Origin of the sequence: Antarcticirhabdus aurantiaca (genome assembly GCF_009765365.1) — a bacterium.
GTDB lineage: Bacteria > Pseudomonadota > Alphaproteobacteria > Rhizobiales > Rhizobiaceae > Antarcticirhabdus > Antarcticirhabdus aurantiaca.
In genome coordinates, this window is sequence record NZ_VTOM01000013.1 from 19474 (window position 1) to 34609 (window position 15136).

A 15136-nucleotide genomic window follows, 5' to 3' on the forward strand; every position below is an offset into this window, starting at 1 on the left:
GTGGCGTTCAACATCCTCCTCGTCGCGCTCGGCGGGGCGATGGGTTCGGTCGCCCGCTATCTTTCGACGCTGGCGGCGACGCGCCTCTTCGGCTCCAGTTTTCCCTGGGGCACGCTGTTCGTGAACCTCCTCGGCTCCTTCCTGATGGGCATCGTGGTGGAGGTCGTGGCGCGGCGCTTCGATGCGTCGAACGAGCTGCGGCTGCTTCTGGGGACGGGCGTTCTCGGCGGCTTCACGACCTTCTCGTCCTTCACGCTCGACGCGGCCATGCTCGCCGAGCGCGGCGAGCTCGCGCTCGCCTTCTTCTATGTCGCGGGCTCGGTGCTTCTCGGTCTCGCCGCACTTTTCGCAGGCCTGGCGCTCGCCCGCTCCCTGGCGTGATGCTATTCCCGCGCAAAAGACAGGCGAAAGCAGGCGGATGGCAACGGTCGAGCAGGTCACGGTCCAGGGGGACGAGGCGGGCATGCGCCTCGATCGCTGGTTCAAGGTGCATTATCCGGGTCTCGGTTTCGGGCCGTTGCAGAAGCTCCTGCGCTCCGGCCAAGTCCGCGTCGACGGCGGCCGGGTAAAGACGGACACGCGCCTGGCACCCGGCCAGGTCGTGCGCGTGCCCCCCCTCGGCGTCGATGCGGCACGCAACAACGTGCCGCTGACGGCCAACACCATCCGCGACCGGCACGACGCCGACGTTCTCGCTCGGATGCTGGTCTACGAGGACGACAAGGTCTTCGTCTTCAACAAGCCCTCGGGCCTCGCGGTGCAGGGCGGCTCCGGCGTGTCGCGCCACGTCGACAAGATGCTGGAGGCCTGGCGTAGCAAGCGCGGCGAGAAGCCGCGCCTCGTTCATCGTCTCGATCGCGACACGTCCGGCATCCTCGTGGTCGCCCGCACGCGCGGCGCCGCGGTCGCCCTGACCAAGGCCTTCCGCGAGCGCGACACGCAGAAGACCTACTGGGCCCTGGTGAAGGGCGTGCCGGCGCCGCACGAGGGGCGCATCTCGACCTATCTCGTCAAGGAGCAGACGCCGGACGGCGACCGCATGCGCATCGGCCGTCACGGCGAGGACGGCGCCGACCACGCGCTGTCGCACTACCGGGTGATCGATCAGGTGGCGCAGCGCTTCGCCTGGTTGGAGATGGAGCCCTATACAGGCCGCACCCACCAGCTGCGCGTCCACGCCGCCCATATCGGCCACCCCATCCTCGGCGATCCGAAGTACTTCGAGGCGGACACGAACTTCGACTTCCCCGGCGGCGTCCAGAACCGCCTGCATCTCCACGCCCGGCGCATTCGCATCCCGCATCCCGACGGAAGCGGCATCATCGATCAGGTGGCGCCGCTGCCGCCGCACATGGTCCAGACCTGGAACCTCTTCGGCTTCGACGAGAACGAGGGCGGCGACGAGTGATGCGGGCGATCCTCTTCGACTGCGACGGCACGATCGCCGATTCCTTCGGCCTGATCTGCGAGGTCATGCGGCGCGCCTTTCTCGCCCACGGTTTGGCCGAGCCCGGCGACGCCGCGACGCGCGCGATCATCGGCCTGTCGCTCGAAGAGGCGATGGCCCGGCTTCACCCGGCCGGCGCCGCCGACGAGCATACGGCGCTGGCCGAGCGCTACCGCGCCGCCTTCCGAGCGGCGCGCCAGGACGTGGCGTTCCGCGAAACGCTGTTCGAGGGGATGGAGGATCTCGTGCGCCGGCTCGCCGCGCGCGATGACGTGGCTGTCGGCCTCGTCACCGGGAAGTCGCGCCGCGGTGTCGCGGCCATCGTGGAGTCGCACGGGCTGGACGGCATCTTCCTCGCCGTGCGCACCGCCGACGACTGCCCGTCGAAGCCGCATCCCGCCATGGTTCTGGAATGCTGCTCGCAGCTCGGCTGCGACGCCTCGCAGGCGCTGGTGATCGGCGATGCCGTGTTCGACGTCGCCATGGCGCGCTCGGCCGGCGCCGAGGCGATCGGCGTGTCCTGGGGTGCGTCGACGCCGGCCGAGCTGCTGGCGCTCGGCGCCCGCGCGGTTGCCGGCGATGTCGGCGAGCTGGAGCGACTGATCGGCGACTGGCTCGCCGCTGGATCGATCGCTTCGGAGCGGCGTTCCGCCGCCGGTTGACGGCGCGAGAAGCACCGCCGATATGCGGCACAGGGGTGCTCTGCCGCCCCGCAGCAATCCGTCAGGTCCGTCATGAGCGAATCCCTCCGGCGTCCGGAACTCACCAAGCGCTTCTACGAGGCGGTCACGATCGCGGAAGGCGAGGGCGGCTTCGCCGTTCTCCTCGACGGCCGGCGCATGAAGACGCCGGCGTGCCGCGGCTTTTCCGTGCCCGATCGCGCGGCAGCGGAGGCGGCTGCCGCGGAATGGGAGGCGCAGGGCGAGTTCATCGAGCCCGCGACCATGCCGATGACGCGGCTCCTCAACACGATCATCGACGGCATTGCCGACGACCCCGCGCCGGTGCGCGACGATGTCGCCCGCTACGCCGAGACCGACCTCCTGTTCTACCGCGCCGGTGAGCCGGAGCGCCTCGCGCAGCGCCAGCGCGAGCGGTGGGACCCGGTGGTCGCCTGGGCCGAGGCACGGCTCGGCGGAGGCTTCCGCCTCGCCGAGGGCGTCATGCACGTCGCGCAGCCGGACGAGTCGCTCGCGGCGGTGCGGTCGCACGTCGCGCGCGAGACCGATCCGTTCCGGATCGCCGCCCTGCATCAGGCGACGACGCTGACGGGCTCCGCCCTTCTCGCGCTGGCTCTGGCGGACGGGCGGCTGACGGCGGACGAGGCCTGGAGCCTCGCCCACCTCGACGAGGATTGGAACATCGAGCAGTGGGGCGCCGACGAGGAAGCGGCCGAGCGCCGCGCGCGACGCTGGGACGAGATGCGGGCGGCCAGCCTTCTTCTCGGGCGTGGCTGAGCGCCGCGCCCCTCGGCGATCGTTTCGTCAGATCCCCGCGAACCATTCGTAGCCGCGGTCTTCCCAGTAGCCGCCGCCGCCTTCGCCGAAGCCGGCGAGGGTATCGGTGACGGTGATCGCCCGGACGTATTTCGCCATCTTGTAGCCGAGCTGCCGCTCGACGCGCAGGCGCAGCGGCGCACCGTTGGCCACCGAAAGCGGCTGGTCGTTGCAGCCATAGGCGAGGATCGTCTGGGGATGGCGAGCGTCCGCCATGTCGATCGACTCGTAGTATCTCACCGGGCCGGTGAAGCCGTTCTCCATCGTGTCGAAGCAGTCGAATACGACGAAGCGCGCCGTGGGGGCGACGCCGACGGCGTCGAGCACGCTCGCGAGCGGCACGCCGGTCCACTTGGCGATGCAGCTCCAGCCTTCGACGCAGTCGTGCCGCGTGATCTGGGTCCGTCCGGGCATGGCGCGGATCTCGTCCAGCGAGAAGCTCCCCGGTCGCGCCACCATGCCGGACACGCCGAGACGATAGCCGGCAAATCCATCCGCGACGAGGCGCCGGTAGTCGGCGTCCTGAGGATTCGTCGTGCCGTTCGGGCGCTGCGGCTGGCGGATCTCACTCTCGGCATATTCCCGGGCGAGCGAGTCGCTGCCCAGCATCCAGCGCTGGACGCGGTAGGTCAGCCACTCGGCCGATTCCATCACGCCGCGCGCCGTTCCGTCGCGCTGGCCGAGCGAATCGAAGCAGCCGGCGAGCGGCATCGTCGAGGCGGACACCGCGGCACCCGTGAGGAAGCGGCGGCGGGACAGAAGCAGGCGCATCATCGTTCGGACTCCGGATCGGCGCGGTACCAGCCGGTGATCATCGAGCGCAGCTCGTTGAAGGGCCCGGCGAGGAGCACCATGGCGAGGTGCACGGCGGTGAAGCCGACGAGGACGAGCATCAGCAGGAAGTGCAGCGTCCGCGCGGTTTGCCGTCCGCCGAAGAGGTCGAGTGTCCACGGCATGAAGGCGTTGAAGCCCGGCGACATGGTGAGGCCCGTCAGGATCATCAGCGGCAGCACCAGGAAGAGGATCAGGGCGTAGGAGAGCTTCTGCAGGGCCCCGTAGCGGCGCCCGTGCGACAGGCGCAGGCGGAGGTGGTCGAGGACGTCGCGCGGCAGGCCGCGCCAGTCGCGGCGCGACGGCACGAGGTCGCGGACATGGCCGTTGGCGAGGCTCGCGACGAGCCAGAGCGCGAGAACGAAGACGAGCCCCCAGGCGAAGAAGAAATGGACCACGCGCCCCGTGGCGAGGTCCCGATAGCCGGGGATGGTCAGCCAGGAGGGAAACGTCTTCGGCTGGAGGTCGCCATCCTCCCAGATCGCCCCGAGCCACCCGGTCGTGTCGAAGCTATGGCCGAACAGCACCGTCCGCGCCTTCATCGTCGCGCCGTCCATGGTGGCGCCGATCGAGAGAATGGCGTTGTCGAAGGCGAAGCCGGACTGCTGCCCGATATAAAGGTCCGGTCGCGCCATGAAGATCTGCAGGCCCGACAGGAGCAGGAAGAACAGGCAGACGGCCCAGGCCCAATGGGTCAGCCGCGTCGGCAGCCTTTGCCGATAAACCAACTCGGTCACGTTTCGCGCCATGTCGCGCCTCCCGCCGTGGTTGCCCCATATCGCGAGCTACGTAAGGCGGAGCGCGCGGGATACAGCCTTTCGCCGGTCAGGATCGTCGCAGCAGCTGATCGAGGGCCTGGCGGAAGCGCGAGCGATCGGCGGGCGTGAAGGCCGCATTGTAGCCCTTCGACTCGCCGGTTTCGCGCAGGTGCTGGGAGAAGGCGCGCATCGAAAGCGCCTGGCCGATCGACTCGGGCGTGAAGGGTCGGCCGGACGGGCCGAGCACCCGCGCGCCCTTTTCCAGAGCGCGGGCGGCGAGCGGAATGTCGGCCGTGATCACCGCGTCCTCGGCCCCGCAGGCCTCGACGATCCAGTCGTCGGCCGCGTCCGCACCGCTCGGCACGGTCACGATCCGCGCGCCGGGATAACGCGACGGGCGCATGCCGCCGTTGGAGACGAGCACCGCAGACCAGCCGTGGCGAAGGGCGATCTCGATCGCTTCGTCCTTCACGGGGCAGGCGTCGGCATCGACGAAGAGCTGCGTCATGGTGTTTCCCAGTAGCCTCCACTAGAACGAAGCGCATCTTTGAATCGGGAGGAGGGCGACCGATGGCCATCGCCGCGCGCGCCGTCGAGAACAGCTCCGCCGAAGTGTCGCGCGGCATCCTGCTGATGCTGATCGGCGCGCTCATCATCCCCGTTCTGGACGCGCTCGCCAAGATCCTCGTGACCGAGCACGGCGTGTCGCCCGGCGAGGTGTCGCTCATCCGTCTCGTCCAGCAGGCGCTCTACATGCTGCCGCTGCTTCTGATCACCGAAGGTCCGCGGGCGCTGAAGGTGCGCCGGCTCGGGCTTCACCTCCTGCGCGGCGCGCTTCTCGGCATCGGCGGCGTCTTCTTCTTCGCGGCGCTGCGCTTCATGCCGCTCGCCGACACGACCGCGATCTTCTTCGTCGAGCCCATGCTCGTGACGGTGCTCTCCGCCGTGATTCTCGGCGAAACGGTGGGCTGGCGGCGCGCCGTCGCGGTGGGCGTCGGTTTCGGCGGCGCCATGCTGATCATCCGACCGAGCTTCGCGGATCTCGGCTTCATCGCGGTGCTTCCCGTTCTCTGCGCCGTGTGCATCGCGGTCTACTCGATCCTCAGCCGTCTTCTCGCGGACACCGGCTCGGCCCTGGCGATGCACGTCTTCGGCGGCATCGGCGGCACGGTCGCGCTGGCGCTCCTGATGGTCGTCGGCTCGGCTCTGGACGTGAAGGAATTGAGCCTGACCTTCCCCACGCGCCTGGACACCTGGTTGATCTTCCTCGCCACGGGAATCGTCGGCCTCGTGGGGCACACGCTCTTCGCGCAAGCCTTCCGGCTGGCGCCGGCCTCGACGCTCGCGCCCTTCGCCTATGCCGAGATCGTCTCGGCCGTGATCCTGGGATACGTCGTGTTCGGCAGCTTCCCCGACACGCTGAAATGGCTCGGCATCGCGATCATCGTCGGCTCGGGCGCCTACATCTTCCATCGCGAGCGCCTGATCGCGCGCCGTGCGCCCACCAACGCCGCCGAGCGCTGACGTTTCAGCCGTCGACCGTGGGGCCGAAAACGTTCTCGAAGTTCCGGCGCAGGAGCGTGTCGACCTCCGGCATCGAGACGAGAATGCCGAGATCGGCGAGGCTCGTGACACCGTAGCCGCCGCGGATTCCGCAGGGCACGATGCCGCCGAAGTGCGACAGGTCCGGATCGACGTTCAGCGAGATGCCGTGGAACGTCACCCACTTGCGCAGCCGGATGCCGATCGCCGCGATCTTGTCCTCGGCCGGCGAGCCGTCCGGCAGGGGCGGGCGCTCGGGCCGGGCGACCCACACGCCGACGCGATCCTCGCGCCGCTCGCCCCGGACCTGGAATTCCGCCAGCGTCCCGATGATCCAGGCCTCCAGCGCCGCCACGAAGGCGCGCACGTCCGGCCGGCGGCGATGAAGGTCGAGCATCACGTAGGCCACGCGCTGGCCGGGGCCGTGATAGGTGTATTGCCCGCCACGCCCCGCCGCGAAGACGGGAAAGGGCGAGACGCCCAGAAGGTCTTCCGCCCGGGCGCTGGTGCCGGCGGTGTAGAGCGGGGGATGTTCCACCAGGAGCACCGTCTCCGGCGCCGCCCCCGACGCGATCGCCTCGACCCTGGCCTCCATGAAGCCGAGCGATTCCTCGTAGGGCGTCAGGCCGTCGCGGATCACCCAGGAGACCGATGGGCTGCCGGGTGCAGGCCGGAACGCCGTGGTTTCGGTGGCCATTCGATGCTGGGTGGAGGGGCTGTCCATGGAACGCTTCTAACCCCCGCACCAGCCTCGCGAAAGCGTCGTCCCAACTTTCCTCCCGCGAGCGCAAAAGGAGACTTGTGCGCCTGCAACAGACTTGTTACACGCCCTTCCACCGGCGGCGACGAGCTCCCGGCACACGGCGTGCGGTCGTGGCGGAATTGGTAGACGCGCAGCGTTGAGGTCGCTGTGGGGCAACCCGTGGAAGTTCGAGTCTTCTCGACCGCACCAGCCTTTTTCTCCGCCTGAGGCGGATCTTTCCTCTGACGATGCTGGGCAGCCCGCGGCGAAAGTCGATCGGGCGCGTTCGCGCTTTCTTTAGCCGCGCCACTATGTCATGGCAGCGCCGCGCGCAAAGTCCGAACAGGAGGGGCGGATGACCGACGAAGAGCTTCGCCGCGAACCTCCTGCCGCACCCGAGCCCGAATCGGAAATCTACGACGACGAAGGCGCCGTCGCCTCGGAATTCCTCGAAAAGGTCGAGGAGGCGATCGAGAGCCGCGACGAGTCCTACCTCAAGGACACGATCGGCCATCTCCACGAATCGGAGCTGGGCGACCTCCTGGAGGAGCTGGAGAACGACCAGCGCCAGGAACTCGTCCGCCTCATGGGCGACGCCTTCGACTACACGGCGCTGACCGAGGTCGACGAAGCGATCCGCATGTCGATCGTCGACGCCATGCCGAACGACAAGATCGCGCAGGCGCTGCGCGAGCTCGACTCGGACGACGCCGTCTACATCCTCGAGGACCTCGACGAGGAGGACCGGCGCGAGGTCCTTGAGAAGCTGCCGTTCCGCGAGCGGATCCGGCTGCGGCGCTCGCTGGACTATCCGGAAGAAACCGCCGGCCGGCGCATGCAGACCGAGTTCGTCGCCGTGCCGCCCTTTTGGACGGTCGGCCAGACGATCGACTACATGCGCGAGGACGAGGATCTGCCGGAAAGCTTCGCGCAGATCTTCGTCATCGATCCCGCCTTCAAGCTCCTGGGCGCCGTCGACCTCGACCGGATTCTCCGGGCCAAGCGGCCGGAGAAGATCGAAGACATCATGCACGAGACGCGGCACGCGATCCCGGCCGAGATGGACCAGGAAGAGGCCGCGCAGATCATCGAGCAGTACGACCTGCTCTCGGCAGCCGTGGTCGATTCGAACGATCGCCTCGTCGGCGTGCTGACGGTCGACGACGTGATCGACATCGTCCAGCAGGAGGCGGAGGAGGACATCCGGCGTCTCGGCGGCGTCGGCGACGAGGAACTGTCGGACAAGGTGCTGCGGACCTCGCGCTCGCGCGTGCCGTGGCTCGCGGTCAATCTCGTGACGGCCTTCCTCGCGGCCACGGTGATCGAGCTCTTCGACGCCACGATCCAGCAGATCGTCGCGCTGGCGGTGCTGATGCCGATCGTCGCCGGCATGGGCGGCAATGCGGGATCGCAGACCATGACGGTCACCGTGCGCGCGCTCGCCACGCGCAACCTCGACTTCCGCAATTCGGCGCGAATCATCCGGCGCGAGCTCGGCGTCGGCGCGATCAACGGCGTCGTCTTCGCGGTCCTGATCGGGACCGTCGCCGGTCTCTGGTTCTCCAGCGTCGACATCGGCGGCATCATCGCCTGCGCCATGGTCGTCAACATGATCGTGGCGGCGCTGGCGGGCATTCTCATCCCGCTCACGCTCGATCGCTTCGGGGCCGATCCGGCCGTGTCCTCGGCGGTCTTCGTCACCGCCGTGACCGACGTCGTCGGCTTCTTCGCCTTTCTCGGTCTGGCGACCTGGTGGTTCGGCGTCCATTGATCATGGTTGGCTGACCAAATCACTTTGACTTTTACGTCAATCTGGCATCATGCAGGAACCCGATTGTCGGCGCCGGAGCGGTTTCGAGTAGGATGCGCGACTACTACACGATCACCGAAGTCACGCGGGAGTTCGACGTCTCCACACGCACGATCCGCTTCTACGAGGACGAGGGGCTGATCTCGCCGATCCGGCGCGGTCGCACGCGACTGTTCCGGCAGAGCGACCGGCAGCTTCTGAAGAACATCCTGCGCGGCAAGCGCCTCGGCTTCTCGATCGCCGAGATCCGCGAGATCATGCAGATGTATCGCAGCCCGCCGGGCGAGGCCGGTCAGCTGCGTGCGATCGTCCGGCGCGTCCACGAGAAGCGCGAGCAGCTCGAGCAGAAGCGCCGCGACATCGAGGAGCTGCTCGGCGAGCTCGACTCCGCCGAGGAGGCCTGCCTCACGCGGATGGCCGAACTCGGCGTCGCGCCCAAGGTCGACGGCTGATCGGCCTCACTGCGGGTCGAGCGCCTCGAACGAGCAGAGCCGGACGACTTCCTCCAGGGCGTCGCGCGCGCTCTGCTCGCCGGCTCCCGCCATCACGCTGTCCATGATCCCGCGCGCGTCCAGCTCGCGCTCCGCGCAGCCGCAATAGTTCGCGCACAAGGCTTCGCTCTGCGAGGCGAGGCACTGCCGGCGGCAATCGTCCTGGAAGCGCGCCGACAGGTCGGGCGGCGCGACCTGAGTCGCCAGCCAGACGACGGCCATCAGCAGAGGCTGGTGCAGCAGGTAGAAGAGCAGCGTGTGCCGCCCGAGCCAGGTCAGCGGCGCGGCGCGGGCGAGGCGGGGGTTCAAGCCTCGGAGCCGGTCCCAGAGCCGATGGTCCGTCGCGAGCCGCCCCGCGGCAACGCCGAGCAGCACCGCGCCGAGCCAGGGAAAGACCGGGACGAAATCGTTGGAGATCGGTGGGCGCTCGAAGAGGCCGATCCAAGCGAGCCAGCGCGTGTTCAGAGCAGGCAGCGCGACGAAGTGCGGGAGCGCGAGAACCGCCGCCGCCGCGAGCGCCGTGACGAACCAGGGCAGGCGAAGGAACAGCAGCGCGACGAGGCTCGCCACGGCGATCTCGTGGAGGATGCCGAAGAAGACGAAGCTCCCGGGCGTCGCGAAGTAGGTCGCGACCGTGATCGCCGCCGCGCCGCCCGCGACCTGCAGCCATCGGGTCCAGAAGGGCCGCCAGCGGATCTCTCGGCCGTGCGCCAGGACGAGGCTGACGCCGGCCAGGAACAGGAAGCTCGACGCGATGGCGCGGGCGAAGAGGCGCCAGCCGCCCTGGCCCGTGGTGCCGCGCGCGACGTAGCCGAAGAATTCGAGATCCCAGGTGAAGTGATAGACCGCCATGGCGACGAGAGCGGCGAAGCGGGCGAGGTCGATGGCGTCGATTCGACCGCGCTGCGACGGGTTGGCGATCTCGGACACGGCGATCTCCTGGTTGCCGACCGTGCGTAGCGCCTATCTTCGGCGGCGACAACGCGGTGCAACACGGGGCGCCGCAGCGGAAAGGTCGAACTGCATGATCGTCATCGATGCCAACGGCGCCGCCATTCCGGCCATCGGACTGGGAACCTGGACGCTGAAGGGCGAGGCCTGCGCGGACATGGTGGTGAAGGCCATCGCGGCCGGTTATCGGCACATCGACACGGCGGCGATGTACGGCAACGAAGACGCAGTCGGCGAAGGCATACGCCGAAGCGGGCTCGGTCGCGACGAGCTCTTCGTGACCACGAAGGTCTGGTGGACCGACATCGCTGCCGACAAGCTGGTCGAATCGGCCCGCGGCTCGATCGACAGGATCGGCATCGGTCCGGTCGACCTCCTGCTGATCCACTGGCCCAATGCCGACGTGCCGCTGGAGGACTCGATCGCCGGACTCAACCGGGCCGCCGAGGACGGGCTGACCCGCCACATCGGCGTCGCCAACTTTACGTCCACCATGGTGGACGAGGCGGCTCACCTGTCGCCGCGAAAGCTCGCCTGCAACCAGGTCGAGTATCATCCCCTTCTGTCACAGGATGCGATCATCGACGCCTGCCGGCGCCACGGTATGGCGACCATCGCCTATTCGCCGGTCGGCCAGGGCGGCGAGGTGCTGACGAGCGAGCCCGTGGTCGCCGCCGCGCGCGCCCACGGCAGGACGCCGGCGCAGGTGGTCCTGCGCTGGGAGGTGCAGCAGGACGGCGTCGGCGCGATCCCGCGCACGTCGAAGGCGGAACGCCTCGCGGAGAACCTCGGCGTCTTCGACTTCGAGCTGACGGCGCAGGAGCACGCGGCGATCTCTGCGATGACGGGCCGGCGCAAGCGGCTCGTCGATCCCTCGTTCGCGCCCGTCTGGGATCGCGTCTGACGCGGCGCCGTTCATGTTCTTCGTCCTGTCCAAGATCCTCGGCTATCTCCTCCAGCCGATCGTCCTCGTGCTTTTCCTCTTCGTCCTTGCCGGGCTCCTCGCCATGGTCGGCTGGCGCCGCTCGGCCTGGACGGCGGGCGGAGGCGCGGTGATCATCCTCGCCGTCATCGCGCTTTCGCCGCTGGGGCTCGTGATGCTGGCGCAGCTCGAGAACCGCTTCCCGCGGCCCGAGACGCTGCCGGACCGGATCGCCGGCATCGTCGTCCTCGGCGGGGCCGTCGACACGCGCGTCGGCCGGACCCGGGGCGTCGACGAGCTGAACGAGGCGGCAGACCGCATGACGGAAGCCATGGTGCTCGCGCGGCGCTATCCGGACGCGCGGGTGCTCTTCACCGGCGGCGTGGCGGCGATCCTGCAGGAGGACATTCCCGAGACCGACATGGCGCGGGACTTCTTCGAGAGTCTCGGCCTGGAGCCGGACCGCCTCATCCTCGAAGACCGGGCGCGCAACACGGCGGAGAACGCGGTCTATTCGCGCGAGATCGCCAGCCCGCAGCCGGGCGAGACCTGGCTCCTCGTCACCTCCGCCTTCCACATGCCCCGCTCGGTCGGCTGCTTCCGGGCTGCCGGCTTCGACGTCGTGCCGTATCCCGTCGACTACCGGACCCCGGCAGGCCCCACGATCTGGCGGCCGTCGACCTTCGTCACCCGGAACATCGAGAAGGTTCAGCTTTCCGTGCGCGAGGGCCTCGGCCTTGCCGCCTATTGGTGGACTGGCCGCATTCCCGAGCTCTTTCCCGGGCCTCAGTCCTCCGATGACGGCTCGGGCGCGCGGAGCCTGTAGACCCCCTTGAAGGCGCGAGGATCGACCGGGCGGTTCTTCCGCACGATCACGAGCCGCCCTTCCTCGGCGAGACGAACGGCCTCGGCCCGGATCGGTGCCATCAGCCGGCTCCAAAGCCGTTCGTCCGAGCCCGCGATGGACCGGGCGACCGCGGTCGGGTCGATCGACCGGCCTTGGCTCTGAGCCGCGAGCGCGTCGAGGATCGCCTGCCGGACGTTTTCGCTCATCGCGGATCTCCTCCGTGTTCGTCGTCCTCGCCGTCGATCACCGCGGCCCGGGCCGAGGAGAAGAACTGGCGGTGGCCGACGATGCCGAGAACGAGGAGGGTCGTGGCGACCAGGAAGCCGGGGCCAAGGAACCAGCCAAGATAGGCGAGGGCGAAGAAGATGGCGCGCAGCCCCGCGTTGAAGTGCTGCGCCGCAAGGGCATTCAGCTCGGCCGCCCGCCGGACCGCCCGCTCGGCCCGCTCGGGATCGGCCTGCGCCTCGGCGCGCATCGGAATCGCGCCGATCAGGATCGAGCAGTAGTTGAACAGGCGGTAGGACCAGGCGAACTTGAAGAAGGCGTAGGCGAAGATCACCACGAGGCCGAGCAGCTTCATTTCCACCAGCCGCCGGTCGAGCGGCTCCTGGAAGGGCAGGTCGGCCGAGATCTGCGCGATGCGATCCGCCGAGCCGAGAAGCGCGAAGCATCCGCCGATGGCGAAGATGCAGCTCGATGCGAAGAAGCCGGTGCCTTGCTGGAGGCCGGTCATGATGGCGGTGTCGATCATGCGCAGGTCGCGCAGGAGGAGGACCTTCATCCAACGCTGTCGCTGCCGTCGCATGGCTTGGCTGAGGCCGCGCTGCGACCACGGGCCGTAATCCGTGAACCAGTTGTAGAAAACCCAGAGCCCCAGGAAGAGCGCCAGGGCGAAGCCGTCGCCGAGCCCGAAGTTCACCTCGCACCTCCGGCTTCGAGCGGACGCGACGACTCGTGAACGAGCGGTGAAGGAAGAGGCATAATCCACAGCATCGAGAGGAACGTGGTTGAGCGGGCGCGACTTGAGGGATAGAGAGGCGGGCTCGGCGCGGCCGAAGCCGATGTTGCCGCCACAGCCATTAACAGGAAGCCGTCCATGGAAGAAACCGCTGCTCGGTCATGCTGGTCCGTCGCGGCCTGGGCCATCGGCGCGTTCTGCCTGGCTCTGGCGGTCGGCTTCCTCTTCACCGACGCCGAGCATCGCGAGGCCGAGCTGGCCTTGCCGCAGGCGACCGCGTCCCGCTGACGCCATCTGCCGCGCTTGACGGGCGCGGCGCCTCTGCGCCAGGACGCGCCTCATGCCTCTCCACATGATCAAGCTCTGCGTTGGGGTCGATACGATCGACGATCTGCGCGAATGGGTCGGCGAGCGGCGCGAGGCCGCACGCGCCGCCAAGCGTCCCTTCGAGCAGATCCACACCACCCGCATGTTTCCCAAGCGAAACGTCGACATCCTCGACGGCGGGTCGCTCTACTGGGTGATCAAGGGGCACGTGCAGGTACGACAGCGCATTCTGGATCTGCGGCCCGTCACCGACGCGGACGGCATCGCGCGCTGCCAGATCGTGCTCGAGCCGGAGTTCACCGCGACGGACTGGGCGCCGCGGCGGCCGTTTCAGGGATGGCGCTATCTCGAGCATGACGATCGGCCGGCCGACATCGACGGCGACCGGCTCGGCTCGGGGCTGCCGCCCGAGCTGATGCGCGAACTGGCCGGCCTCGGCCTTCTTTGACGCGGGCACGCCACCTTTCTTAAAGTCCCGTCCGTTCCCACATCCTCCCCAACAGGTCGGGAGGTTCGGGCATGGCCGGCGAGATCAGTCACAATCGTTCCCGCGTGCCCAGCGTCGGGCGATCGCCGCGCGAAGAGGTGGCGGCGTTCCTGAAGCACGTCGAGGCCAGCGGAAGCGCGGCCGGGCGCCTGATCTTCGGGCTCGACGCCACCATGAGCCGTCAGCCGACTTGGGACCGAGCCTGCGCCCTCCAGGCCGAGATGTTCGACGCGGCGGGCGGCAGCGGCCGGCTCGCGGTGCAGCTCGTCTACTTCCGCGGGCTCTCCGAATGTCGAGCATCCCGCTGGAGCCTCGACTCGGCGCGGCTACGAGACATCATGACGACGATTGATTGCCGAGGCGGCCATACGCAGATCGGGCGTGTCCTGCAGCACGCCCGCAAGCAGGCTTCGGCAGAGAAGGTCGCGGCTCTGGTCTTCGTCGGCGACGCCATGGAGGAGCAGGCGGACGATCTCTGCGCCACCGCAGGCGAGCTCGGCCTTCTGGGCGTTCCGTGCTTCATGTTCCAGGAAGGTCGCGACCGCGTGGCGGAGCGGACCTACCGCGAGGCCGCCCGCCTGAGCCGGGGCGCCTACGCGCGTTTCGACGGTTCGGCCGCCGAATCCCTGCGCAATCTCCTCCGCGCGGTCGCGGCCTTCGCCGCCGACGGCCGTCCCGCGCTCGAGCGCGAAGGAAGCCGCGAGGCTCGACTGCTCCTGGCGCAGATGAACGGCGGAGGCGGGGGACGGTGACGATCGTCGCCGGCCTTCTCGTTTTCGCGGCTATCGCGCTGGCCGGGCTTCGGCTCGCCTTGTCGGTTCCGCCGGAACGGGCGGCCCAGGTACTCCGGATCGCCGCGCCGACGGCCCTGATCGCCGCCGGCGGCATCGCGACGCTGCTCGGACGGGGCGCCGTGGGGATGCCGCTTCTCGGCTTCGGTCTGGCATGGCTCGGCCGAGTCCGCGCGACCAACCGCAGCCGGGCGGCCGAGGCTGGGCTGGAGTCCACATCCAACGTGCGATCCAGCTACCTCGACATGACGCTCGATCACGATACCGGCGCGATGGACGGCCCGGTTCTGTCAGGGACGTTTCACGGCGCGCGTCTGTCCGAGCTGGACGAAGCGGCCCTGGAGGCGCTGCGGAGCGAAGTCGCGGCCGACGCCGACAGCCTGCGGCTACTTGAAGCGTATCTTGACCGCCGTTCGCCCGGCCGGCGTGCCGACGCGAAGGCGGACGCGGGCGACAGGCTGGGAGGCGCGCCAGGCGCGCGCCCCATGAGTGAGCAGGAGGCCTACGAGGTCCTTGGCCTTGAGCCGGGAGCGACCCTGGCGGACATCCGCGAGGCCCATCGCCGCCTGATGAAGCGGGTGCATCCCGATCACGGCGGGACGCACCGCCTCGCGGCGCGCGTCAACGAGGCCAAGGCTGTTCTGGTCGACCGACACGTTTAACTCCAGCAACACGGTACAAGGTGGCGCTCGGCGCCTGGAGATTGAAAGCCGCGTCCGTCGGATGGACGCGATGG

20 protein-coding genes and 1 tRNA gene are annotated in these 15136 nt (G+C 68.9%); 14 read left to right on the top strand and 7 right to left on the bottom strand.

Annotation, left to right across the window (positions count from 1 at the left end; translation table 11 throughout):
- The 4 genes from crcB (at window position 1) to FZN60_RS15920 (ending at window position 2904) form a co-directional block, all read left to right on the top strand.
- The gene (crcB, locus tag FZN60_RS15905; protein ID WP_158874488.1) at window positions 1-381 is read left to right on the top strand and encodes a fluoride efflux transporter CrcB; all 381 of its coding nucleotides are present in this window, start codon (window positions 1-3) and stop codon (window positions 379-381) included.
- 37 nt (window positions 382-418) lie between these two features.
- Window positions 419-1408, top strand: a complete 990-nt coding sequence (locus FZN60_RS15910; RefSeq protein ID WP_158874489.1) for an RluA family pseudouridine synthase — start codon at window positions 419-421, stop codon at window positions 1406-1408.
- A complete protein-coding gene (locus FZN60_RS15915) occupies window positions 1408-2109 on the top strand; it encodes an HAD-IA family hydrolase (RefSeq protein WP_158874490.1) in 702 nt (233 codons plus the stop codon). The genes FZN60_RS15910 and FZN60_RS15915 overlap by 1 nt, the downstream gene beginning before the upstream one ends.
- A 72-nt stretch (window positions 2110-2181) precedes the next feature.
- Entirely contained in the window at window positions 2182-2904 is a 723-nt protein-coding gene (locus tag FZN60_RS15920; protein ID WP_158874491.1) for an ATP12 family chaperone protein, read from the top strand.
- A 27-nt stretch (window positions 2905-2931) separates the two neighbouring features.
- Here FZN60_RS15920 and FZN60_RS15925 read toward each other — a convergent pair whose 3' ends face one another.
- The 3 genes from FZN60_RS15925 to FZN60_RS15935 all read right to left on the bottom strand — a co-directional run bounded on the left by FZN60_RS15925 (window position 2932) and on the right by FZN60_RS15935 (window position 5040).
- Complete coding sequence (locus tag FZN60_RS15925; protein ID WP_158874492.1) at window positions 2932-3717, bottom strand: molybdopterin-dependent oxidoreductase; 786 nt, start codon at window positions 3715-3717, stop codon at window positions 2932-2934.
- Complete coding sequence (locus tag FZN60_RS15930) at window positions 3714-4523, bottom strand: cytochrome b/b6 domain-containing protein (RefSeq protein WP_158874493.1); 810 nt, start codon at window positions 4521-4523, stop codon at window positions 3714-3716. Before FZN60_RS15930 ends, FZN60_RS15925 begins: the two co-directional genes overlap by 4 nt.
- A 76-nt stretch (window positions 4524-4599) precedes the next feature.
- Window positions 4600-5040: a YaiI/YqxD family protein gene (locus FZN60_RS15935; RefSeq protein WP_158874494.1), complete on the bottom strand. Its 441-nt coding sequence runs from the start codon at window positions 5038-5040 to the stop codon at window positions 4600-4602.
- Between the two features lie 62 nt (window positions 5041-5102).
- Between FZN60_RS15935 and FZN60_RS15940 the strand changes: the two genes are divergently transcribed.
- A complete protein-coding gene (locus FZN60_RS15940; protein WP_158874495.1) occupies window positions 5103-6056 on the top strand; it encodes a DMT family transporter in 954 nt (317 codons plus the stop codon).
- Window positions 6057-6060: 4 nt separating this feature from the next.
- On the opposite strand, the gene lipB is transcribed toward FZN60_RS15940, so the two are convergent.
- Complete coding sequence (gene lipB, locus FZN60_RS15945; protein WP_158874496.1) at window positions 6061-6798, bottom strand: lipoyl(octanoyl) transferase LipB; 738 nt, start codon at window positions 6796-6798, stop codon at window positions 6061-6063.
- 143 nt (window positions 6799-6941) lie between these two features.
- On the opposite strand from lipB, the gene FZN60_RS15950 reads away from it, so the two are divergent.
- The 3 genes from FZN60_RS15950 to FZN60_RS15960 all read left to right on the top strand — a co-directional run bounded on the left by FZN60_RS15950 (window position 6942) and on the right by FZN60_RS15960 (window position 9078).
- Window positions 6942-7026, top strand: a tRNA-Leu gene (locus FZN60_RS15950).
- A gap of 145 nt (window positions 7027-7171) precedes the next feature.
- The gene (mgtE, locus tag FZN60_RS15955; RefSeq protein WP_158874497.1) at window positions 7172-8587 is read left to right on the top strand and encodes a magnesium transporter; all 1416 of its coding nucleotides are present in this window, start codon (window positions 7172-7174) and stop codon (window positions 8585-8587) included.
- Between the two features lie 92 nt (window positions 8588-8679).
- The gene (locus tag FZN60_RS15960; RefSeq protein ID WP_158874498.1) at window positions 8680-9078 is read left to right on the top strand and encodes a MerR family transcriptional regulator; all 399 of its coding nucleotides are present in this window, start codon (window positions 8680-8682) and stop codon (window positions 9076-9078) included.
- A gap of 6 nt (window positions 9079-9084) precedes the next feature.
- Here the strand turns inward: FZN60_RS15960 and FZN60_RS15965 are convergent, their stop codons facing one another.
- Entirely contained in the window at window positions 9085-10047 is a 963-nt protein-coding gene (locus FZN60_RS15965; protein WP_246726861.1) for a heparan-alpha-glucosaminide N-acetyltransferase, read from the bottom strand.
- Window positions 10048-10141: 94 nt separating this feature from the next.
- Here FZN60_RS15965 and FZN60_RS15970 point away from each other — a divergent pair, with 94 nt between their 5' ends.
- On the top strand, window positions 10142-10972 hold the full coding sequence (locus FZN60_RS15970) for an aldo/keto reductase (RefSeq protein ID WP_158874499.1): 831 nt from the start codon (window positions 10142-10144) through the stop codon (window positions 10970-10972).
- 13 nt (window positions 10973-10985) lie between these two features.
- Window positions 10986-11816 carry a YdcF family protein gene (locus tag FZN60_RS15975; RefSeq protein ID WP_158874500.1) on the top strand — a complete coding sequence of 277 codons (831 nt, stop codon included), beginning with the start codon at window positions 10986-10988 and terminating at the stop codon, window positions 11814-11816.
- Here the strand turns inward: FZN60_RS15975 and FZN60_RS15980 are convergent.
- The gene (locus FZN60_RS15980) at window positions 11777-12043 is read right to left on the bottom strand and encodes a DUF3253 domain-containing protein (protein WP_158874501.1); all 267 of its coding nucleotides are present in this window, start codon (window positions 12041-12043) and stop codon (window positions 11777-11779) included. The genes FZN60_RS15975 and FZN60_RS15980 overlap by 40 nt on opposite strands.
- Window positions 12040-12756, bottom strand: coding sequence for a DUF599 domain-containing protein (locus FZN60_RS15985; RefSeq protein ID WP_158874502.1), 717 nt, complete (start codon window positions 12754-12756; stop codon window positions 12040-12042). Before FZN60_RS15985 ends, FZN60_RS15980 begins: the two co-directional genes overlap by 4 nt.
- A gap of 177 nt (window positions 12757-12933) precedes the next feature.
- Here FZN60_RS15985 and FZN60_RS28655 point away from each other — a divergent pair, with 177 nt between their 5' ends.
- From FZN60_RS28655 to FZN60_RS16000, 4 genes are all read left to right on the top strand, one after another.
- On the top strand, window positions 12934-13083 hold the full coding sequence (locus FZN60_RS28655; RefSeq protein WP_199266574.1) for a hypothetical protein: 150 nt from the start codon (window positions 12934-12936) through the stop codon (window positions 13081-13083).
- 52 nt (window positions 13084-13135) lie between these two features.
- The gene (locus FZN60_RS15990) at window positions 13136-13570 is read left to right on the top strand and encodes a DUF1489 family protein (RefSeq protein WP_158874503.1); all 435 of its coding nucleotides are present in this window, start codon (window positions 13136-13138) and stop codon (window positions 13568-13570) included.
- 71 nt (window positions 13571-13641) lie between these two features.
- Window positions 13642-14361: a VWA domain-containing protein gene (locus FZN60_RS15995; RefSeq protein ID WP_199266575.1), complete on the top strand. Its 720-nt coding sequence runs from the start codon at window positions 13642-13644 to the stop codon at window positions 14359-14361.
- Entirely contained in the window at window positions 14358-15062 is a 705-nt protein-coding gene (locus FZN60_RS16000; RefSeq protein ID WP_246726862.1) for a DnaJ domain-containing protein, read from the top strand. The genes FZN60_RS15995 and FZN60_RS16000 overlap by 4 nt, the downstream gene beginning before the upstream one ends.
- Window positions 15063-15136 lie beyond the last annotated feature (74 nt).